Source organism: Streptomyces ureilyticus (genome assembly GCF_011045025.1).
Taxonomy (GTDB): Bacteria; Actinomycetota; Actinomycetes; order Streptomycetales; family Streptomycetaceae; genus Streptomyces; species Streptomyces ureilyticus.
Map to the genome: position 1 here is coordinate 1 of NZ_JAAKZX010000024.1, position 20402 is coordinate 20402.

Consider the following 20402-nt stretch of genomic DNA (forward strand, 5'->3'; position numbering starts at 1 on the left):
CGCCGGGGGCGGGGGATCGCCGCCGCGGACGGGGTGACAGCGGTGTTCTTCGTACGCGGCCTGCGGTCCCGTTCCGCGGTGAGGTTGCGGAAGTTCACCAGCATGCGGTGGCCGTAGTCGGTGAGGACGGACTCGGGGTGGAACTGCACCCCCCACAGGGGCCGGGTGCGATGCCGCAGCCCCATCAGGACACCGTCCTCGGCCCAGGCGGTGGCCTCCAGGGTCTCGGGCAGCGGCTCGCGCACGGACAGCGAGTGGTAGCGGACCACGGTGAAGTGCTGCGGCAGCCCCTGGAACAGGTCCCGGTCGTCGTGCCGGACCGTGGAGAGGTGGCCGTGGCGGGGCTCGGGGGCGGCCTCGACCAGTCCCCGCTCCCCCAGCGCGATGCCCTGATGTCCCAGGCAGACGCCCAGCACGGGGATCTCGGCCTCGGCGATCACCCTGGCCGCGATGCCGAAGTCACGTGATTCGGCGGGGTGTCCCGGTCCCGGCGATACCACCACATTGTCGAATTCCCGGAGATCCGGGATTTCGCCGGCCGGGGTGTCATTGAGGATCACCACCGGCTCCTCGCCGTTGACCTCGGCGATCAGCTGGAACAGATTGTACGTGTACGAGTCGTAATTGTCGATGAGCAGGGTCTTCACCCGCCCACCTCCTTTATCGTTCCCGGGCCTATGCGGCCCGACGTTTGTGCCGTCCGCGGAGCATCGTCTGAATCGGCGGGTACAGCCATTTCTTGAAGAAGCGCTGCAGCCGCGGCATGAGAATCCAGGTGACGATGGCCGTCACGCACAGACACAGCAGCAGCGTGCGGAGCAATGGGTTGAGGTCGCCGATATAGGGCAGCACGAGGAGATTGAATAAGAGCACCGGCGGAAAGACCGCGCTCATATTGATCAGCCACAGCTTCCATTTCGGTGGCGGTCGCGGAGTGGCCGGCGTGGCGGCCTGGGCTTCGAACCATGCTCTGGAGCCCTGCACGCTGCGGCGCCCGGTCTCCTGCGCGAGTCCCTCCGCCTGGGCCGCCCATTCGACCCGGGTGAGCGAGTTCTCCCAGGTCCGGGCCGAATCCTCGCTGTCAAAGCGGTAGACCACATGCCAATCAGCCTCTCCGTCGACGAGCACGCCACCCCCGAGAAAGCCCGGCTCACGCGCACACGCGCGCAGCGCTGCCCACCCCCAGCGATGGAAGGCGGACTCACAGCCCGGCACCACGCGATACGCCACGGTGACGGTAACGGGATTCCTGGTCACTCCTCCGGGTACGGAAAGAAACCCGAGCACGCTCAAATCTTCAACGAGATTTTTCAAGCTGTCCGATACGCACGCTTAAGTCACTCTTTCGCGCACCTTGGCATCATTTGCCGACGGGTACCCCGGGGTAACTATTACGGAATTCTGACGGTTTCCTTGAGAGCGCTTGCAGAGCGGGCCGAAAAATGGGCACGATCGCTATTCTGCTTACCGCTGCTTACCAAAAACAACGACCACGCAAACCCTTTACCGATGGAAGACCGGCAGGGCCCATTCCGGCGGTTCAGGGGGCGGCCCCGGATTCTCCGTCGCTCCGACACCGGCCACCCGGAGATCCACCTGAGTCGGCGCGTGGCCCGTCGGTGTGGCGCCGGTCGCCGCCGCCCGCAGCGCGGCCACGAAAGCGCGGCAGGATTCGTAACGGCCCTCCGGGCTTTTCGCGAGTGCCTTGGCCAGTACGCCGTCGACGGGGGCGGCGATATCGGGGCGCGACTCGGTCAGGCGGGACGGCTCGTCGAACTGGTGCGCCCATAGCAGGGCCATGTCGTCGTCGCGTTGGAAGGGCGGTTTGCCGGACAGGGTTTCGTGGGTGACGCAGGCGAGGCTGTAGACATCGCAGCGGCCGTCGACGGGGCGGCCGGAGATCTGCTCGGGCGCCACATAGTCGAGCGTACCGACGAACTGACCGACCGTCGTGAATCCGGTCAGCGACAGCGACTTCTTCGTGAGGCCGAAGTCGGTGAGGTAGACGTGCTCCGGGTGGTCACTGTCGGTGCCCTGGGCGACCAGGATGTTGCCCGGCTTGACGTCCCGGTGGACCAGACCGTGGTCGTGCGCGGCGTCCAGCGCGGACGCCACCTGACCGAGGATTCGCGCGGCGACCTCGACGGGCAACGGGCCGTCGCGGTCCAGCAGATGACGCAGATCGCGACCGGAGACGTACCGCATCGCGATGTACAGCACGCCGTCGGTCTCGCCCGCCTCGAAGATCGGCACGATGTGGGGGTGGTCGATGGCGGCGGCCACCCGGGACTCGTGGGTGAAGCGCCGGCGGAAGGTGTCGTTGCGGGCGAGCTCCGGGCCGAGCAGTTTGAGGGCGACGGTCCGCTCGAGCCGCAGATCCTTGGCGCGGTACACCACGGCCATCCCACCGCGACCGATCTCGCACTCGATCCGGTACCCCGCGATCTGCCGGCCGATCAGCTCGGAGGGCCGCCCCGAGTAGGGGTTCGCGTCGGGCGGCATCAAGGTTCACCGTCGCTCGTCACGATGCGGGTGGGGGCGTGGCCGGGGTCTCCGACGACTTGAGTCGCCTCCGGGTCTTCCCTTTGTCGGGGCGCTTCCGGGTCTTCCACGACTCGGGGCGCCTCCCGGTCGCCCACGACTCGTGGTTCCTCCCCGTCCCGCACGACCTGCGTCGGCTCGGGGGCTTCCACTTCACGGGGCGCCTCCCGGTCGCCCACGACTTGGGTCTCCTCCCGATCCCGCACGACCTGCGTCCGCTCGGGGGCTTCCGCGACCCGCGTGGGTTCCGGTCCCGCAGCAGCGTCGGTGGCGTCCACGACCTGCGTGGGCTTCGCCTCGGCATCGGCGCCGGTGTCCTCCACGACTCGTGTCCGCTCCGGCTCGGACGCTGCACCGGTACCTCTCATAACTCGAGCCGGCTCGCGATTGTCCGCGACCGGCGTCGGCTCGCGTTCTCTCGCGACCCGCGTCGGCTCCGCGCCGACGGCGGCGCCGGCATCCTTAGCGAGTTGCGTGGGCTCCGGCTCGGACCTCGCACCGGCGTCCCCCACAACCCGCGGCTGCTCCACCCCAGACACGCCGCGGGCGTCCACCACCCGCGTCGACTCAGAGGCGTCCACGACCCGCGTGGGTTCCGGCCCGGCGGCACCATCGGTGGTGTCCACAACTTGCGTCGGCTCCGCCGGAGCAGCGCCGACATCTGCGACGACCCGCGTCGGATCCGGCTCAGACCCCACACGGGCCTCCCCCACGCCATGGGTCTGCTCCACCCCGGACGCGCCGCGCGCGCCCACCACCCGCGTCGGCTCCGCCGCCCCCGGGGCGGGCCGCTCCGGCCCGGATGGGGCCGGCGACTCCGCCCCGGCCGGGGGATGCGGCTGCCCGGCCGAGGCGGGCGGCTCCCCCCGTTCCGTCGCCGGAGGCGCCGGTGTCGCGTACGTCGTCAAGTGCGTGCCGTCGCAGTAGAGCCAGCGCTCGTGTTCGGCCTCGTACAGCCATACGGACTCGCCGTCGGCCACGATTCCGACCCGCAAGCCCTGCGTACGCGCGCGGAAGGACTCTCCGTCGAGGCGGCCCTCTGTCAGGTCCTCGACCGCCTCGCGGTAGCGGCCGACGGCCTGTTCGACGCGCGTGAGCAGTGGGCGCGGGTCCGCCGTGCGGGCGAGTGGGTGCGCGGCGGCGGGCGGTTCCTGGGGGACGGCGACCAGCAGGCGGCCGTCGACCCACGCCGACCAGCCGTTGGCGCAGACGATGTGGCCCCAGTCGCCGCGGCGGTCGACGAGCCGGACCGGCAGCAGCGCGTCGAGCGGCACGGTGGGCCGGCCGGGGTCCGGGGCCTCCCAGGCCGGCATGCCGTCGCGGGGGACGACGTGCGTGGGGTGGAAGCCGGGAGTCGTCATCGCGCCTACTTCCGCATGACCTCGGGTTCGTGCCGCCTGAGCAGCCGGGCGACCAGGTACCCGAAGACCAGCGACAGAACGACGAGCATGCCCATGTCGAGCAGCCATACGTCCGTCTCGTGCCGGAACAAGGGGTCGGAGGTCAGGTCGCCCGGGGAGAGCCGGGCCAGTTCGACCGTGCCCGCCATGGCGCCGAGCGCCCACCGCGACGGCACCAGCCACGCCAACTGCTCGATCCCGGGCACCCCGTCCAGTTTCAGCAGCGCACCGCAGAACACGACCTGCACAATGGCGAGGAGCACGAGCAGGGGCATCGTCACCTCCTCCTTGCGCACCAGCGCGGAGACGAGGAGGCCGAGCGTCATCGCCGTGAACGCGAGCAGAGCGACGGCGACCGTGATCTCGGCGAGGGGCGGCATGAGCACCCCCTCACCGCCCGGCGCGTTCAGATCGACGCCCAACAGCGCCACCAAGGTCAGTACGACCGCCTGCAGCACGGTGATCGTGCCGAGGACGACGACCTTGGACATCAGATACGCCGATCTGGACAGGCCGACGGCGCGCTCGCGCTGGTAGATCACCCGTTCCTTCACCAACTCCCGTACGGCGTTGGCCGCGCCGGTAAGGACTCCTCCCACGCACAGGATGAGCAGCGTGTTCAGCACGGACTCCCGGTCGAGCCGACTTCCGGCGAGCGCCCGGGCCATCGCGCCCATCACGAACGGCAGCGCGATCATGATGGCGAGGAAGGTCCGGTCGGCGGACAGCGCGGCCGCGTACCGGCGCACCAGCGTGCGCACCTGCGCGCCCCAGCTCTGCGCTTTCGGCGGCGGCGCGACGGCCTGACCGCGGGCGCGCACCGGACGATGCGGCTGCGCGCTGGAGTGGGTGATGTACCGCCGCTGGAACGGCGACGCCCGGTAGTCCCCTGCCCAGTCCCGGTCACGGTCCCGCTCGAAGGCCTCGAACGCCTCGGGCCACTGCTCGAAGCCGAAGAAGGCGAGGGCGTCCTCGGGCGGCCCGTAGTAGGCGATCCGGCCGCCGGGCGCGAGCACGAGCAGCCGGTCGCAGACGTCGAGGCTGAGCACGCTGTGCGTGACGACGATGACGGTGCGCCCGTCGTCCGCGAGACCGCGCAGCATGTGCATCACGGAGCGGTCCATGCCGGGGTCGAGGCCGGACGTCGGTTCGTCGAGGAAGAGCAGCGACGGCTTCGTCAGCAGTTCCAGGGCGACACTGACACGCTTGCGCTGGCCGCCCGAGAGGCTGTGGATGGGCTGCCCCGTCCGCTCCTCCAGGCCCAGCTCGCGGATCACCTCGTCGACACGTTCGCGGCGCTCGGCCTTCGCTGTGTCCTGCGGGAACCGCAGCTCGGCGGCGTATCCGAGGGCCCGGTGCACGGTCAGCTGGGCATGCAGGATGTCGTCCTGCGGTACGAGGCCGATGCGCTGGCGCAGCTCGGCGTAGTCGCGGTACAGGTCGCGGCCGTCGTACAGCACCGTGCCCTTGTCGGCGGGGCGCTGCCCGGTCAGCGCGTTCAGCAGCGTGGACTTGCCCGCGCCGCTGGGACCCACGACGGCCAGCAGGCACTTCTCGCCGACCGGGAAGGACACCTGGTCCAGAAGCGTTTTACGGCCACGGTCGACGGCGACCGTCAGATCCTGCACGTCGAGCGAGACCTCACCGGTGTCGACGTACTCCTGCAGCTGGTCGCCGACCAGGCAGAACGCCGAGTGGCCGATCCCCACGATGTCACCCTCGGAGATCAGGGCCCGGGTCACCGGCTGCCCGTTGAGGAACGTTCCGTTGTGGCTGCCGAGGTCGACGATCTCGTACGTACCGTCCGCGTGGGCGCGCAGTTCCGCGTGCCGCCGGGAGACCACCAGGTCGTCGACGACCAGGTCGTTGTCGCCACCGCGGCCCAGGCGGACGGTACGGGCGGGCAGCGGGCGTACGGTCGTGGGCTGCCGGAAGGTGCCGGTCGCGGCGGGCACGGAGACGGCGGACGGGCGCTCGGCGGGCTCGGCGGCGGGCGGGGCCCCACTGGTGAGTACGGCGCGCGGGCCGTCGGCGGGGTGGCCGAAGCGCAGGACACTGCCGGCACCGACGTCCCCCGCGCGGACGCGATGGCCGTCGGCATACGTGCCGTTTGTGCTGTTCTCGTCCTCGAGCTTCCAGTGACCGTCTTCGGGCCGCAGCACCGCGTGGTGCCAGGACACCCGGGCATCATCGATGACGATGTCGCTCAGTGGGTCACGCCCGACGTGATAGGCCCGGCTCGGGCTCATCACCAGGGAACCCGTCTCGGTCTCGAGGACGAGCTCGGGCGCAGTGAACCGCTCTCGCATGCCCGAATTCTATCGATTCGCTCATATATGCGCCTGGCCGGAGACAGCCGTCCAAGCCGCGGACCGTGCTCGGACGACCAGACAGGCCGAGGTCAGGCGGCGGGAACGGTCAGCAGGGGAATCGTCCGCTGCATCCGCAGCGCGTCCACCGACTCGGCCAGCAACTCGTACTCGGTGGTGTCGTCACTCGTGGCGATGCGGACCAGCTGCCCGGCGGCCAACAACTCGGCGGTCAGCTCCTGTCGGGCCATGTCGCCGCACCAGGAACGCAACATGCCGGGCACGTCGGGCGTGGTGTCGGCGACCGGTGCGACCGAGTTCGGCGGGAAGTAGGGGGCCTCGGGATCCGGGTCGAGCCGTTCGGCGATCCAGGAGGCCCGGTCCCGTAACCACCACATGGCTAACGCCAGGGTGGGCGCCCGATAGGTTCCCAGGGGTACGCCCACCCGGCGCCCGCCGCATATTCCGTACGCCGTGACATGGCAAAGGAACTCGTCGTGCACGATATCTCCCCCGTTGCCCGGCCTGCCGCCGGTCCGGCCTCTCTTTCCTTGCGTTGTGCTGGTCGTGCACGATGGAGCTGATCGACCTGTGGCCGAAGGAGTTCAGGGTGCGAGTGCTCGGGATGCGAGTGCTCGCGAGATGCGGGTACTCAGAGTCCGAGTACTCCGAGTACTCAGAGTTTCAGTATCGTCACTCCTGACCCTCTGTCACTACGCCATTTCAGCCAGCCTCTTGGCATATTCAAGGCGCACATTGGCTTGAACATTGCGAAATCGCCTCACGGGTTGACAATCGCATCGATTCTGACCAACTCGTCCTCGGCGAAGTCGAGATGACGAGTCGCCGTCACGCTGTCCTCGATCTGCTGAGGGCTGCTCGCGCCGACGAGCGCGGACGTGACGCGGCCGCCACGCAACACCCAGGCCAGCGCCATCTGGGCCAGCGTCTGACCGCGCGACTTGGCGATGTCGTCGAGGGCGCGCAACTGGTGGACGAGGTCCTCGGTGACCGTGTCGGCGCTCAGGAACGGGCTGTCGCTCGCGGCCCGCGAGTCCTCCGGGATCCCGTGGAGATAGCGGCCGGTGAGCAGGCCCTGCTCCAGCGGCGAGAAGACGATGGAGCCCACCTCGAGCTCGTCGAGCGCGTCCAGCAGTCCGTCCTCGGGACGCCGGTCGAGCATCGAGTAGCGCGGCTGGTGGATCAGCAGCGGGGTCCCCAACTCGCCCAGGATGCGGGCGGCTTCACGCGTCTGCTCCGGCGAGTAGTTGGAGACGCCGACGTACAGCGCCTTGCCCTGGACGACCGCCGAGTGCAGCGCCCCCATCGTCTCCTCCAGGGGCGTGTCCGGGTCGGGGCGGTGCGAGTAGAAGATGTCCACGTAGTCGAGGCCCATCCGGGCCAGGCTCTGGTCGAGCGAGGACAGCAGGTACTTGCGCGAGCCCCACTCGCCGTACGGGCCGGGCCACATCAGATAGCCGGCCTTGGTGGAGATGACCAGCTCGTCGCGGTACGGCGCGAAGTCCGCCGTCAGCGCCTCACCGAGGGCCGACTCCGCGGCGCCGGGCGGCGGACCGTAGTTGTTGGCCAGGTCGAAGTGGGTGACCCCCAGGTCGAAGGCGCGGCGCAGGATCTGCCGCTGGGTGTCCACCGGCCGGTCCGGGCCGAAGTTGTGCCACAGGCCGAGCGACAGCGCGGGCAGTTTCAGACCACTGCGGCCGGTGCGCCGGTAGGGCATGTCCGTGTAGCGGTCGGGGTGTGCGGTGTACACGCGTACTCCATTGGGCCGGGGAGCAAGGAAAAGGGCAAAGACGGCTCTACTCTCGCGCGGGCACCGAGCAGTGGTCCAACAGGAGAATCGGATGGGATTCAGCGGATACGCTTCTCAATCATGGAACTGCGCCACCTACAGCATTTCGTCGCCGTCGCCGAGGACCAGCATTTCACCCGTGCCGCGGAGCGGCTGATGGTGTCGCAGTCAGGCCTGTCCGCCTCGATCCGCGCCCTGGAGCGTGAGCTGCGGGCCCCGTTGTTCGTCCGCACCACCCGCCGCGTCACGCTCACGGAGGCCGGCCGCGCCCTGCTGACCGAGGCGGAGCGGATCCTCGCCCAGGTCAGGGCGGCCCGGGACGCCGTTGCCGCGGTGCAGGGCGTGCTGCGCGGCACGCTTTCCGTGGGCACCGAGCAGTGCATCGCCGGAGTGTGCGCGGCCCCGCTCCTCGCCGCGTTCCGGCGGCGCCACCCCGATGTTGAGATACGGCTGCGGCAGGCGGGTTCGGGCGCACTGGCGGAGGAGGTCGCGGCCGGCCGTCTCGACCTGGCCTTCGCGGTGACGACGCAGGCCGACACCGACCAGCTGCGCTGTCTGCCCCTGGCCAGTGAGCCGATGACGGTGCTGTGTCATCCGGCGCACCGCCTGGCTCGAGGCGGAGCGGTCACGCCGGAGGACCTGGGCGGCGAGGACTTCGTGGACTTCCACCCCGACTGGGGTCCCCGGCGCACCACGGACTCGGCCTTCGCAGCTGCGGGCGTGCACCGCACGGTCGCCCTCGAGGTCAACGACGTACACAGCCTCCTCGATCTGGTCCAGGAGGGCCTCGGCATCGCCGTCGTACCACGCCACTTCGGCCACAAGCGCGAGGCGTCGGCACTCACCGCACTCCCCCTGAAGGACGCCGCCGAGACCTCGTACGAGACGGTCGCCATGCTTCCTCCGCCGGACGCGACCAGCCCGGCGGCGCGGGCGCTGATGGATCTGCTCGAAGCAGAGGCCACGGCTGAGGGGACGTGAGCCCGTCCGGGCAGGGGCCCGCCCGCTGTCACTTCGCACGCCTCCTGCATGCTGGAGGCAAGATCGAGTGACAGGAGTGACGCATCATGTCCGAGACGCCTGAATCGACCGGGGCCCCTGCCCATCAGAACGTGACCTTCCCGAGTGCCGGCACCACCGCGCACGGCTATCTGGCACTGCCCCCGTCGGGCCAGGGCCCCGGCGTGATCGTCATCCAGGAGTGGTGGGGCCTGACCGACCACATAGCGGATGTCGCCGACCGGCTGGCTGCGGAGGGTTTCGTGGCGCTCGCTCCCGACCTGTACGGCGGCAATGTCGCCCATGACAGCGGCGAGGCCCTGCGCATGATGCAGGACCTGCCGGTCTCCCGCGGCGTCGAGCTGCTCTCCGGCGCGGTCGACCATCTGCTGTCGCTCGACGCGGTCACCTCGGACTCCGTCGGCTCGGTCGGCTTCTGCATGGGCGGCGGCTTCGTCCTCTACCAGGCCGCCGTCGACCCGCGCGTGAGCGCGGCGGTTCCCTTCTACGGCGTCATTCTCGGCGAGTTGCCCGACTTCTCGGGCCTCAAGGCCGAGGTCCTCGGTCACTACGGCGAACGCGACGCCGCCATCCCGGCCGAGAGCCTCGACACCCTCCGCGAGACGATCAAGCGGCAGTCCGGCATCACCCCGGACCTCCGCCTCTACCCAGCAGACCACGCCTTCTTCAACGACGGCCGCCCCGAGGCCCACGACCCCGAGTCCTCGGCCCTGGCCTGGGGCAGCACCGTCGAGTTCCTGCACGCCCGGCTGGGCTGAAGTCCCTTAGTACGTATACGAGTTCAAGGTGGCCACCGCCGACGAAGGCGAACCGAGGTCATAGCGGTCCACCGCGAGGAAGTTGGGCTTCTTGCGGGCGGCCGGCTGGCAGAAGCGCTGGGCGCGGTCGGTGAGTTTGGTGTTGTCGGTGGTGGCCGTGCCCGCGATCGGGACGTCGCGGAAGTGGTTCATGACGAAGAGCGGGCGGAAGGGCGGCTCGGTGCGGGTCAGCGGGATGTTGGTGTTGGCGTCGTACCAGCGGCTGTGGCAGGACCAGTCGGAACTGCCGACGCCGGAACCCATGGACCAGTAGTTCTCGACGGTCCACTCACGCTGGTACATCACACCGAAGCTGTCCCGGGTGAGCCCCGCGGCCTGGTCGGCGGAGCGGCTGCGGTCGCTGAAGATGAGCAGCCGGTCGTTGTCGGCGATCAGGTCCGCCATCCGAGGCCAGCCGTTGGTGCGTACGCCGGTGTGGTCCGGGCGGTAGAGCACATCGGACAGGCCGTTCACGCGGGCCAGTTCACCGCGCAGGACACCCGGATCGACGTAGTCCTCGAGGAACACGGTGATGAACTGGCTCGGGTTCTGCTTCAGGAAGTCCACCATGCGCTGGAGGTCGACCCACAGTGCGACGGGGCTGCTGACGAGCGTGCAGCTGTTGTGGCACAGGATCGCGCCGTCCGGCGTCTGGTGGATGTCCAGCATGAACCCGCGTACGCCGTCGGTGAGTTGCTGGTTGATGCCGCGGGTCTGGTTCGGCACGAGGTTCACGAAGGGCGGGGCGAAGCCGCCGTCGACGCCGTTCGCGTACGCGTTGTGCGAGGTGAGGAACGTGACCTGGTCCAGGGTGCGTTGGTCGGGCGACGGCATGGGTGCGGTCGGTGACGTCACCGGGGTGAGGTACCAGTTGGCCAGGCCGCCCGCCGCGCCCACGGCCAGCTGGGCGGGGTAGTTGGCGCCTGAGGGCTTGGCGCCGACCGTCAAGTAGCGCTCGGCGCCGGGGACTTTGAGCGTGTACTGGTCGGCTCCGTTCGGTCTCACCTCCCAGGCGGCGTCGGCGCTCGCGCAGCCGACGGTTCTGGCCTGGTCGCCCGAGCGCCCCAGACAACTGCCCGCCGTGTCGGTGCTCTCCAGCACGTACGAAGCGCCGCTTGCCCGGAGCGTCCACTGCTGACGGTCCTCGTTGCCCTTGGGGTTGCGCTGGACGACCGCTCCCCCGCTGTCGGCCGCGTTCAGCCCCGTGGTCGCGCTCTGTACGTAGTACGCACCGACCCCCGGGACCTCCGCGGCGGGGGCAGACGAGGGCGCGACGAGGACGGCGGCCAGCGCCGCGCCCGCGATGGTGGCGGCGAGCAGGGGGCGACGGTTCCGGAGCATGGGGGTCCCTTTCCGCTGCACGAGGGGGCGGCCGCATACCGGTCAATTCCGGTACGCGGCCGCACAGTTGGCGATCGGCGACGCCAACGCTGGTGATCCTCGCGGTACGGGCCGACATAGTGCCGTATCCGGTCGGCGGGTGCTAGAGGCTCAACGCGCCCTGACAGTGAGGCGCAGCGTGGATCCGGCCGCACCGGTCCGCACCGAGACACGGCCCGCGGGTACGTCGGAGTCGATCTGCGGATAGTCGTCGCTGGAGACGCGCAGCGTCAGCCGGTGACCGGCGGACAGCCTGTAGTGGACCGGCCAGATATGCACGCCAAGTGCGTACGTGGCGCCCGGCTTCACCGGGGACAGCCGGGTGTGCGTGTCGCGGTGGCTCGCCTTGAGCCAGCCCTCCGTGATCCGGGTGCTGGTGCCGTCGGGCGCCTGGTCGTACAGCACGGCCGCGATGTTGCCGTCGGCGGCGGTGAACGCGGCATGGACGTCGGCCAGCGCATCTCCGGCGAGCACCAGGTCGTGGCGCAACGGCGGTGTGCTGAACCGCAGTTGCTGATGCTCCGCCGGGGGTGCGGTGCCGGTGTTGACGTCGAACGCCGCCACTCCGGGGGCTGCTGGTGAAGGGCGCAGCGTTCCGTTCCGTCCGAGCCGGAGGGTGAGCGTCCGGGCGTCGCGCGGTGGCCACTGCTCGAACTGCTGCCAGCCCCTGCCCGCTCCGGGGCCGGGCACTTCGTAGGAGGTGACGTGGGTGGCCGGGAGCGGCGCGCGTCGGTCGCGGGCCAGCCAGCGGTCCCACCAGGCGAGGTAGGCGCCGTTGCCGATCCCCGCGTGCTGCTCTTCGGGCGAGCCGTGCTCCCAGGGACCGGACACGAGCCAGACGTTGTGCGGGCGGGCACGGTAGTTCTTCACCATGCCGTCGCGGTAGCGGTCGTACCAGCCGTTGATCCCGAGCGTCGCGACGGTGAGGTTCTCCCAGCGGGACATCACGCTGCGGCCCCGCCAGTAGTCGTCGTAGAGGGGGTGCTCGGCGTAGGTGCGGAGCGTGTCGGGTGCCACCGCCTGCTGCCATTCGCGGATGCGCGGCGAGTAGATGCCGCCTCGGTAGATGGTGTTCTCGTACCAGTCATGGATGCCGTTCACCGGGATGACGGCCTTCAAGTGGGGCGGTCGGTTCACCGCGGCCAGGAGTGCGGTGTGACCGCCGTAGCTCACGCCCATCTGGCCGATGCGTCCGGTGGAGGCGGGGTGGCGGGCGAGCCACTCGATGACGTCGTGGTTGTCGCGTTGCTCCTGGGGGCTGAACGGGTCGACGGTGCCCGGTGATTCGCCCGATCCCCGGACCTGGCAGACGAGGGCGTTGTAGCCACGGCGCACGAAGTAGGCGGCTCCTTCGCCGAAGGCCTCGGCGCTGTCCGCGTACGCCGTGTACTCGTACACGATGCCGGGGAAGGTGCCGACGGCGGGCCGTCCGGCGGCGGTTCCCGGCCGGTACAACTGGCCCACCAGGTGGCTGCCGTCGCGGAGCGGCACCTTGACGTCCTCGCGTACGACCTCGTACCGGGCGGGGCGGTCGTAGGCGAAGAAGGGGTCGGGCGGGAGTCCGGGCCCGCTGACGGCGCCGGCCGGTGACGCCAGAACGGCGGCCAGGGGCGCCGCAAGCCCCAGGGAGCACAAGGTTCGTCGGGACAGCCGCCGATTGTCTCGCTGTGAGTTCATGCGCACGCGCTCCTTGGCACCGCGTCAGCGGGAGAGGAATCAAGGGAGAGGAATCAGAGGGAGAAGGCGCCCGTGACGAGCGCGCCGACGGTCATGACAAGGGTGGTGGCGAAGGCCCAGCGGAAGATGAAGCGCTGGTGCTCGCCGAGTTGTACGCCGCTCATGCCGACGAGGATGAAGGTGGAGGCGGTGAGCGGGCTGAGCGGGAACCCTGTCGTCATCTGGCCGAGGATGGCGGCCCTGGCGACCTCGGCGGGCGGGACACCGAAGCCGTCGGCGGTGTGGCCGAGGACGGGGAGTACGCCGAAGTAGTAGGCGTCCGGGGTGAAGACCAGGCTGAGCGGCATGGACGTGACGGCGACCAGGACGGGCAGATGCCCGCCGAGCGAGTCCGGGATGACGTCGACGAGCGACCCGGCCATCGAGTCGATCATCTTGGTGCCGGTGAGTACACCGGTCAGCACACCGGCCGCGAAGATCATCGTCGTGACGAGGACCACGCTCTTGGCGTGCTTGTCCAGCAGATCCTGCTGTTGCTCCCACGTGGGGTGGTTGACCAGCATGGCGATGGCGAACCCGAGCACGAACAGCACGGGGAGCGGCATCACTTCGAGGATCAGGCCCACGACGAGAGCGATGGTCAGCACCAGGTTGAAGACGGTCAGCCAGGGCCGGGCAGGCGCCTGCACGCGGACGGTTCCCGGCCCGTCTCCCGCGCCCGCCGTAGGACGCGTGTCCGCTTCGGTCCGGCCTTCGGCGCCGCCCTCCGTGGGGCCGGGGTTCTTCGCGTCGAGCTGGCCGAGACGGCGACGCTCCCGACGGCCGATCAGGTACGAGGCCACCAGCACCCACGCGATACCGAACCCCATCGCGGGCAGGACCGGCGTGAAGACCTCCGAACTCTCCAGCTTCAGCGCCGCCATGGCCCGCACGGTCGGACCGCCCCAGGGAACCATGTTCATGACTCCCGCACCCAGGCAGACGACTCCCGACAGCACCAGCGGGCTCATGCCGAGCCGCTTGTAGACGGGCAGCAGGGCGGAGACGGTGATGAGGAACGTCGAGGCCCCGTCACCGTCCAGTGCCACGCACATCGTGAGGACGGCCGTGCCGACCGTGATGCGCAGCGGGTCTCCTTGCGCCATGCGCAGGATGCCGCGGATCAGCGGATCGAAGAGGCCCGCGTCCACCATCAGGCTGAAGTACAGGACGGCGAAGGCGATCATGATGCCCGTCGGGGCCACCGTGGTCAGCCCCTCCAGGATCAGGTCGCCCAACTCGCCCCCGAAGCCGCCGGCCAGTGCCGCGAGGACCGGGAGCAGGACCAGGGCGACCAGGACCGAGACGCGCTTGGTCATGGTCAGCAACAAGAAGAGGCCGATCGTGGTGAAGCCCAGGGCTGCCAGCATGCAGTCGGCTCGCTTTCTCGGGGGACGGCTCCTGACGGCGGAAAAGCGAGGGCCTGGAGCATCGGTCTGTCGCGGGAGAGTTTCCGAGCAGCAACAGATCGGTGTCCAGCATCGAACCGGGATCAACTCATGCGATCTCCGCATCAATTGCGGAAGCGTGTGCCTATCCTCCGGCCATGGATGCCACCTTGCGTCAACTCGCGGCCTACGCGGCCGTCGCCCGGGCGGCCAGCTTCACCGCCGCGGCCGCACAGATGCACGTATCGCAGTCGTCGCTCAGCCGTGCCGTGGCGGATCTGGAGCGGCTGCTCGGCGCCCAGTTGCTCGAACGCGACACGCGCAACGTGCAGTTGACCGCCGCGGGCGTCGAGGCCCTGCGGATAGCCGAGCAGATCGTGAACGCGCATCAAGCCGGCATGAAGGAACTGCGCCGCTTCCTGCTGGGCGAGTCGGGAACCGTAGCGGTGGCCACCCTGCCGTCCGTGGCCGCCGTCCTGCTGCCACGGGTGATCTCCCAATTCCGTACGCAGCGCCCGCAGGTGGCCGTGCGCATCCTCGACGGCCTGGAGCGATCGGTACTGGACCGCGTCCTGACCGGCGACGCGGACTTCGCGATCACCACGGTAGGCAGGCCATCAGACCAACTGGAGCAACGCCCGCTGGTACACGACCGGTTCGTGGCGGTGCTCCCACCGCACCATCCGCTCACCGAGCACGCCGAGGTCTCCTGGGAGGACCTGGCCCGCGAACCCTTCCTGGCCGTGGGCCGCGACTCGAGCGTACGCAGACTCACCGACGCCGCCTTCGCCCAGGTAGACGCCCACGCGGAGCCGGCGGCCGAGGCAGGCAGCATCGCCACGGTGGGCGGCCTGGTGGCAGCAGGCCTGGGAGTCTCCGCCCTACCCGCCCTGGTACTCCCCCTCACTGGCACAGCCCAGGTCACCTGCCGCCCCCTCGTCGGCCCAGTGATCGACCGCCGCCTGGACATAGCCCTACGAGCCCGCCGAACCGTGCCACGAGCGGCCCACCACCTCCTGGAAACACTGGACGCTCTGCGAGTCCAGGGACACGAGTTGCCGGACGGGGTCGCATGGTCCGAGTAGAGCGCCCCCCTTTTTTTGGGGCCGCGGGGACCGCACCCCGTAAGGGGCGCGGGGCTGTGGCATTTGCGCCTCCACCGCGATTGGGCGTCCCCCCGCTCGAGCGCAGCCGAGAGTGGGGGAGCGACCAGCCACAACAAACAGCACAGGCGACGCCGCCCGCGCAATGGGCCCCCGACGAGGCCTGGCCGCGACGGCACGGCTGGTGCTGAAGCGGCATGGTTCGGGCGGGACGGCCACACGCTGACGCTGTTCAGTGTGCAGGGCACTGAGTTAGCGTGAACCGCTCCAGACCAACGCCCGCAAGCGTGCCGGAGGGACGACCGGATGCCCCCTGAACTGAGAAGCGCACAGTGGTACGCGGGGACGGACCGCAACGCCTACATCCACCGAGCGTGGATGCGGCGCGGCCTGCCCCGGGACGCCTTCTCCGGCAGGCCGCACATCGCCATCGCCAACACCGCGTCGGATCTGACCCCCTGCAACGCCCATCTCGGTGAGGTCGCGAAGTCCGTACGGGACGGTGTGCACGAATCCGGCGGCATTCCGCTGGAGTTGCCCGTGGTCTCGCTCGGCGAGACCCAGATGCGGCCCACCGCCATGCTCTGGAGGAACATGGCCGCGATGGCGGCGGAGGAGATGTTCCGCGCCAACCCGATCGACGGTGTCGTACTCCTCGGAGGGTGCGACAAGACGATCCCCGCCCTGCTCATGGCGGCCTCCTCCGTGGGCCTGCCCGCGGTCGTCGTACCCGGCGGCCCGATGCTCACCGGCACGTTCCGCGGCAAGCCGCTCGGCTGTGGGACGGATGTGTGGCGGCTGAGTGAGGAGGTCCGCGCGGGGACGCTGTCGCAGGAGGACTTCACCCGTTCCGAGTCGTCCATGATCCGCAGCCGGGGGCACTGCAACACGATGGGAACGGCTTCGACGATGGCCGTCGTCGCGGAGGCGCTCGGTATGACGCGGCCCGGACTGGCCGGAACGCCCGCACCCGACAGCCGCCTGCTCGAAGCCGCCCATGAGACAGGGCAGTTGGCCGTCGAGCTGGTGGCCGAGCAGCGTACGCCGGCCGACGTCATGACCGCCGCCTCCTTCCACAACGCGATCGTCGCGCTCGCTGCCACCGGCGGGTCCACCAACGCCGTCGTGCACCTGCTGGCCATCGCGGGCCGGCTCGGCGTACCCCTGAGCCTGGACGACTTCGACCGGATCGGATCCCATGTCCCGCTCCTGGTCGACCTGTTGCCGGCGGGCACCCACCTCATGGACGACTTCCACCGCGCGGGCGGACTCCTCGCGGTGCTCCGCGAAGTCCGCGACCTGCTCGACCCCACGGCGATCACCGTCACCGGGCGGCCCCTCGTCGACTTCCTTGACGACGCGGAGAGTTGGGACCGGGAAGTGATCCGCCCGCGCGAGACGCCGCTGCAACCGGACGCGGGCATCGCCGTACTGCGCGGCAACCTCGCCCCGAGCGGAGCCATCATCAAGCCCGCCGCCGCCTCGCCCGCACTGCTCCAACACCGGGGCCGGGCGGTCGTGTTCGACCACATCGAGGACTTCCACGCCCGCGTCGACGACCCGGATCTGCCGGTCGACGCGGACTCCGTACTCGTACTGCGCGGCTGCGGCCCCAAGGGCTACCCCGGCATGCCCGAGGTGTCGAACATGCCCCTGCCGCGCAAGCTGCTGGAGCAGGGCGTACGGGACATGGTGCGGATCTGTGACGGCCGGATGAGCGGCACGGCGTACGGAACGGTCGTCCTCCACGTCGCCCCGGAAGCCGCCGCCGACGGCCCACTGGCGCTCGTACGCGACGGCGACTGGATCACTCTCGACGTCCCCGCGCGCACCGTCACCCTCGAGGTCGACGCCACCGAACTGGCCCTGCGCACGCCCACCAAGACGACCCTGGACGGCTTCGCGAACCCCGGACGCGGCTGGGAGCGCCTGTACGTGGACCATGTCACCCAGGCGGACACCGGCGCCGACCTCGACTTCCTGACCGGTTCCTCGGGGTCGGCGGTGAGCCGGGAATCGCACTGATCCAGGCGATGTATCCCAAGCTGGCATCATCCAAGGTGCGGATCATGACGACCATCGAGAACCGGCTCGGCGGTGGTACCTCCGATGTGGCGGAACCACTTCGGACTGGCCGCAGCGCGTCTCCTACGGCAGGGAACGGGTGAGCCACACCAGTTCGCCACTGTCTTCGGTCGAGACGTGGTCGCGCTGGAATCCAAGCTTTTCGAGGACGCGAAACGATGGCGCGTTCCAGGGACGCACCGTCGACCAGAGCCGTTTCCGCCCAGTCGCGATCGCCGCGTCGAGCACCGCGGACGCCGCCTCGGTGGCATAGCCCTGTCCGTGCACGCGCCGGTACAGCTCGTAGGCGATCTCCGGCTCGTCAACGGAAGCCCGACCGACAGTGAGCCCGCAATACCCGATGAAGTCACCCACATCGCGGCGGATGACGGGCAGCAGAGCAATCCCTGTCAGTGCCGACGCAGCGCGCTGATCCTCGATCATCCGCCGGTTGTCCTCGATCGACGGCATGCCACCACCCCGTTCGGCGACCAGCACGCGATGGGCGTCGACGTCGGACTCAGACCACGGACGCAACGTCAGCCGAGCGGTGTTGAGTTGGAGCGGCATCGGCGTATACGGCATGGCGACACTCTATCGACGCCACTCCCCAAGCCAGGGGCAACGGAGATCACCGGCAACACGCGCACGGCTCACGCAGACCCCCAACCCCCGCAAACGAAAGAACGCCAGAGTAGCCCGCCCCCAGCGGGCCTACGACGAGGCCCTGGGATGGGCACCGCGTCTGCGCCAAACACCTGGAAGCAGCAGGCGTGGCAGGCGAGTTCGCGCAGGCCGAACACTTCGCACGGCTCGCCTCCGACACGGGAGACCGGCAAGTGCCTACCGCTGACTCGTGGTGAGGGCGCCGGAGTTGGCGTCGCGGTGGACGGCCTCGTTCCGTGCCGTACGAAAGCGTGCCCTGATCACGATCAGTGCCTGTTTCTGATCCCGAGAGAGGGTGACGTCGACCTATCGTGACGCTGTGAAGAGAGTCCATTGGTTCGCGATCGGCGCGTGGATGGCGTGGTGGGCGGTTGTCACCGTCGGCTTTTGGCTGCTCAGCAAGGTTACGGATCAGTCCCTAAGCCTCGTAGGGTGTGCAGCGGCTTCTGCAATCATGATCGTCTTGGGTGAGCTTAGTGACCGACTTCGGCGACGCCGGAATGCAAAGCGCGCTGGTCTGCGGGCTCAGGTCGACGAATAGTCAGGTGTCGGCTTGCGCGAGCTGCTGTCGTGAAGTTGCCCGGTGGCTCGGCCCGTTCGCGCGGTGCGATCCGCCGACGGCGGCGCCGCAGCCCGGGCCATGCCCGCGGGTGAATGATCACGGGCTGACCGGAGCGGCCGGTGAACCGGCAGACCGGGGTTTCTTCGCCCAGCTGTTGGTGCGGGGGCCTTGCGGGTGAGGCGCCAGGTCATGAGCGTAAGACTTGGCGTTGCCCCTTAAATGAGTAGGCGGAGACAGCAGTTGACAGCGACCACGTTTCGCATCGGCGGGGATCTGGACGTACGACGGCTCGGGTTCGGGGCCATGCACTTACCGACCGAGCCCGCCCCGGATCGTGAAGCGTCCATCGCGGTCGCCCGGCGGTCCGTGGAGCTGGGCGTCACACTGATCGACACGGCGCATCTGTACGGCGGAGGTGCCAACGAAGAGCTCCTCGCCGAGGCCCTGCACCCGTACCCGGAGGGCCTGCTCATCACCACCAAGGTCGGCGTCGCGCGTTCGGCCGAGACGGGTGAGTGGGGGCTCGACGGGAGGCCCTCCGTACTGCGCGCTCAGGTCGACGAGGCCCTGCGCCGGCTGCGCGTCGAGCGGCTCGAACTGCTCCAGCTGCACCGAATCGACCCGGAGACACCTCTGGCCGACCAGCTCGGCACGCTGCGGGAACTCCAGGCCGAGGGCAAGATCGGCCGCATCGGACTGTCCGAGATCACCGTCGCCGAACTCGAACAGGCGCGGGAGATCATCGAGGTCGCGAGCGTGCAGAACCGCTACAACGTGCTCGACCGCGAGCACGAGCCGGTGCTCGCGGCCTGCGAGGCGGCGGGGATCGCGTTCCTGCCGTGGCGGCCCGTCGCGTGGGGTTCGTCGGGCGAGAGGGCCGAGATCGCCGCCGTTGCGACCGAGCTCGACGCCAGCCCCACGCAAGTGACGCTCGCGTGGCTGCTCGGCCACTCTCCGGTCATGCTGCCGATCCCCGGCACAGCCAAGATCGACCACCTCGAGGAGAACCTCGCGGCGGAACAACTCCAGCTGACCTCGTCCCAACGCGACCGCCTCGACCAGCTGGCCGAGCGGGCAACGGCGTAGGCCCAAGGCAGCCAAGCCGCGACTAGGGCCGTGGCTGGGAAGGGGCTCCTCCGAAGCCGATCTCGTTGCCGTCGGGGTCGCGGTACAGCGCCTTTCGCACGCCGTTGGAGTAGGTCTCCCGCTTCACGGGCTCGATCCCGCGCTCGGCGATCTGCGCGACACGGTCGTCGAAGTCATCGACGAAGATCGTCTGAATGCCGTGACCAGCGCGCTCGGCATTCTGCTCGATGGCCACAAACCGGTTGTCGGCCAGCTCCCACACGGCTTCCGTCTCGGATGCGATGTAGGTCGGCTCCCCCAGAAGCCGCGAGTACCAGTCCTTCGCAGCCTCGTAATCGCGGACGTACATTCCGGCGAAAAGGTCGAGTGACATCCGGTCATGCTAGGCGGCTACAGAGCCCTGCGCCTCTGAAGGGGCACAGGCGAGGAGGTAGCCCGACTGCGACAGAGTGCCCGAAAAAATCTTGATTTGGGGGGTTACGTATGCTATGGGCCGCGCTAAACTAAAAGTGCCTACGGGACGAGCGAGGGAGTTCGACCGGAGTAGCCGACTTCGGCGG

Annotated in this window: 17 protein-coding genes; 5 read left to right on the forward strand and 12 right to left on the reverse strand. The window is 69.4% G+C overall.

Annotated elements, in window-relative coordinates; translation table 11 throughout:
• The 7 genes from G6048_RS10530 to mgrA form a co-directional block, all read right to left on the reverse strand.
• Positions 1-647, reverse strand: a 647-nt coding sequence (locus tag G6048_RS10530) for an anthranilate synthase component II (RefSeq protein WP_165339216.1), incomplete at its 3' end; no start/stop codon positions are given.
• Between the two features lie 28 nt (positions 648-675).
• Positions 676-1314, reverse strand: coding sequence for an antibiotic biosynthesis monooxygenase (locus G6048_RS10535; RefSeq protein ID WP_235989588.1), 639 nt, complete (start codon positions 1312-1314; stop codon positions 676-678).
• A 189-nt stretch (positions 1315-1503) separates the two neighbouring features.
• Positions 1504-2502 (reverse strand): serine/threonine-protein kinase, encoded by a 999-nt coding sequence (locus G6048_RS10540; RefSeq protein ID WP_165339217.1) that lies wholly within the window; start codon positions 2500-2502, stop codon positions 1504-1506.
• Positions 2502-3902: a hypothetical protein gene (locus G6048_RS51330; protein WP_328825735.1), complete on the reverse strand. Its 1401-nt coding sequence runs from the start codon at positions 3900-3902 to the stop codon at positions 2502-2504. The genes G6048_RS10540 and G6048_RS51330 overlap by 1 nt, the downstream gene beginning before the upstream one ends.
• 5 nt (positions 3903-3907) lie before the next feature.
• Entirely contained in the window at positions 3908-6250 is a 2343-nt protein-coding gene (locus tag G6048_RS10550; protein WP_165339218.1) for an ABC transporter ATP-binding protein/permease, read from the reverse strand.
• Between the two features lie 92 nt (positions 6251-6342).
• On the reverse strand, positions 6343-6753 hold the full coding sequence (locus G6048_RS10555) for a hypothetical protein (protein ID WP_165339219.1): 411 nt from the start codon (positions 6751-6753) through the stop codon (positions 6343-6345).
• Between the two features lie 278 nt (positions 6754-7031).
• On the reverse strand, positions 7032-8021 hold the full coding sequence (gene mgrA, locus G6048_RS10560; protein ID WP_165339220.1) for an L-glyceraldehyde 3-phosphate reductase: 990 nt from the start codon (positions 8019-8021) through the stop codon (positions 7032-7034).
• A gap of 120 nt (positions 8022-8141) precedes the next feature.
• Between mgrA and G6048_RS10565 the strand changes: the two genes are divergently transcribed.
• Together G6048_RS10565 and G6048_RS10570 are read left to right on the forward strand one after the other, a co-directional pair.
• Positions 8142-9041 carry a LysR family transcriptional regulator gene (locus G6048_RS10565; RefSeq protein ID WP_165339221.1) on the forward strand — a complete coding sequence of 300 codons (900 nt, stop codon included), beginning with the start codon at positions 8142-8144 and terminating at the stop codon, positions 9039-9041.
• Between the two features lie 86 nt (positions 9042-9127).
• Entirely contained in the window at positions 9128-9838 is a 711-nt protein-coding gene (locus G6048_RS10570) for a dienelactone hydrolase family protein (RefSeq protein WP_165339222.1), read from the forward strand.
• A gap of 6 nt (positions 9839-9844) precedes the next feature.
• Here the strand turns inward: G6048_RS10570 and G6048_RS10575 are convergent, their stop codons facing one another.
• The 3 genes from G6048_RS10575 to G6048_RS10585 form a co-directional block, all read right to left on the reverse strand.
• Positions 9845-11218 carry a PI-PLC domain-containing protein gene (locus tag G6048_RS10575; RefSeq protein WP_165339223.1) on the reverse strand — a complete coding sequence of 458 codons (1374 nt, stop codon included), beginning with the start codon at positions 11216-11218 and terminating at the stop codon, positions 9845-9847.
• 150 nt (positions 11219-11368) lie between these two features.
• Positions 11369-12934 carry a CocE/NonD family hydrolase gene (locus tag G6048_RS10580; RefSeq protein WP_165339224.1) on the reverse strand — a complete coding sequence of 522 codons (1566 nt, stop codon included), beginning with the start codon at positions 12932-12934 and terminating at the stop codon, positions 11369-11371.
• Between the two features lie 53 nt (positions 12935-12987).
• Positions 12988-14343 carry a CitMHS family transporter gene (locus tag G6048_RS10585; protein WP_165339225.1) on the reverse strand — a complete coding sequence of 452 codons (1356 nt, stop codon included), beginning with the start codon at positions 14341-14343 and terminating at the stop codon, positions 12988-12990.
• 176 nt (positions 14344-14519) lie between these two features.
• Between G6048_RS10585 and G6048_RS10590 the strand changes: the two genes are divergently transcribed.
• Together G6048_RS10590 and G6048_RS10595 are read left to right on the forward strand one after the other, a co-directional pair.
• Positions 14520-15446: a LysR family transcriptional regulator gene (locus G6048_RS10590; RefSeq protein ID WP_165339226.1), complete on the forward strand. Its 927-nt coding sequence runs from the start codon at positions 14520-14522 to the stop codon at positions 15444-15446.
• A gap of 324 nt (positions 15447-15770) precedes the next feature.
• Positions 15771-17489, forward strand: a complete 1719-nt coding sequence (locus tag G6048_RS10595; protein ID WP_165339227.1) for an IlvD/Edd family dehydratase — start codon at positions 15771-15773, stop codon at positions 17487-17489.
• Between the two features lie 123 nt (positions 17490-17612).
• Here the strand turns inward: G6048_RS10595 and G6048_RS10600 are convergent, their stop codons facing one another.
• Complete coding sequence (locus tag G6048_RS10600; protein WP_165339228.1) at positions 17613-18113, reverse strand: GNAT family N-acetyltransferase; 501 nt, start codon at positions 18111-18113, stop codon at positions 17613-17615.
• Positions 18114-18975: 862 nt separating this feature from the next.
• Between G6048_RS10600 and G6048_RS10605 the strand changes: the two genes are divergently transcribed.
• Complete coding sequence (locus G6048_RS10605) at positions 18976-19842, forward strand: aldo/keto reductase (protein WP_165339229.1); 867 nt, start codon at positions 18976-18978, stop codon at positions 19840-19842.
• Positions 19843-19864: 22 nt separating this feature from the next.
• On the opposite strand, the gene G6048_RS10610 is transcribed toward G6048_RS10605, so the two are convergent.
• Positions 19865-20215: a VOC family protein gene (locus G6048_RS10610; RefSeq protein WP_165339230.1), complete on the reverse strand. Its 351-nt coding sequence runs from the start codon at positions 20213-20215 to the stop codon at positions 19865-19867.
• Positions 20216-20402 lie beyond the last annotated feature (187 nt).

Coding starts and splice junctions, on each gene's coding strand:
- G6048_RS10540 (WP_165339217.1), bottom strand. CDS start 2,502: ATGCCGCCCGACGCGAACCCCTACTCGGGGCGGCCCTCCGAGCTGATC.
- G6048_RS51330 (WP_328825735.1), bottom strand. CDS start 3,902: ATGACGACTCCCGGCTTCCACCCCACGCACGTCGTCCCCCGCGACGGC.
- G6048_RS10550 (WP_165339218.1), bottom strand. CDS start 6,250: ATGCGAGAGCGGTTCACTGCGCCCGAGCTCGTCCTCGAGACCGAGACG.
- G6048_RS10565 (WP_165339221.1), top strand. CDS start 8,142: ATGGAACTGCGCCACCTACAGCATTTCGTCGCCGTCGCCGAGGACCAG.
- G6048_RS10570 (WP_165339222.1), top strand. CDS start 9,128: ATGTCCGAGACGCCTGAATCGACCGGGGCCCCTGCCCATCAGAACGTG.
- G6048_RS10575 (WP_165339223.1), bottom strand. CDS start 11,218: ATGCTCCGGAACCGTCGCCCCCTGCTCGCCGCCACCATCGCGGGCGCG.
- G6048_RS10580 (WP_165339224.1), bottom strand. CDS start 12,934: ATGAACTCACAGCGAGACAATCGGCGGCTGTCCCGACGAACCTTGTGC.
- G6048_RS10585 (WP_165339225.1), bottom strand. CDS start 14,343: ATGCTGGCAGCCCTGGGCTTCACCACGATCGGCCTCTTCTTGTTGCTG.
- G6048_RS10590 (WP_165339226.1), top strand. CDS start 14,520: ATGGATGCCACCTTGCGTCAACTCGCGGCCTACGCGGCCGTCGCCCGG.
- G6048_RS10595 (WP_165339227.1), top strand. CDS start 15,771: ATGCCCCCTGAACTGAGAAGCGCACAGTGGTACGCGGGGACGGACCGC.
- G6048_RS10600 (WP_165339228.1), bottom strand. CDS start 18,113: ATGCCGTATACGCCGATGCCGCTCCAACTCAACACCGCTCGGCTGACG.
- G6048_RS10605 (WP_165339229.1), top strand. CDS start 18,976: ATGAGTAGGCGGAGACAGCAGTTGACAGCGACCACGTTTCGCATCGGC.
- G6048_RS10610 (WP_165339230.1), bottom strand. CDS start 20,215: ATGTCACTCGACCTTTTCGCCGGAATGTACGTCCGCGATTACGAGGCT.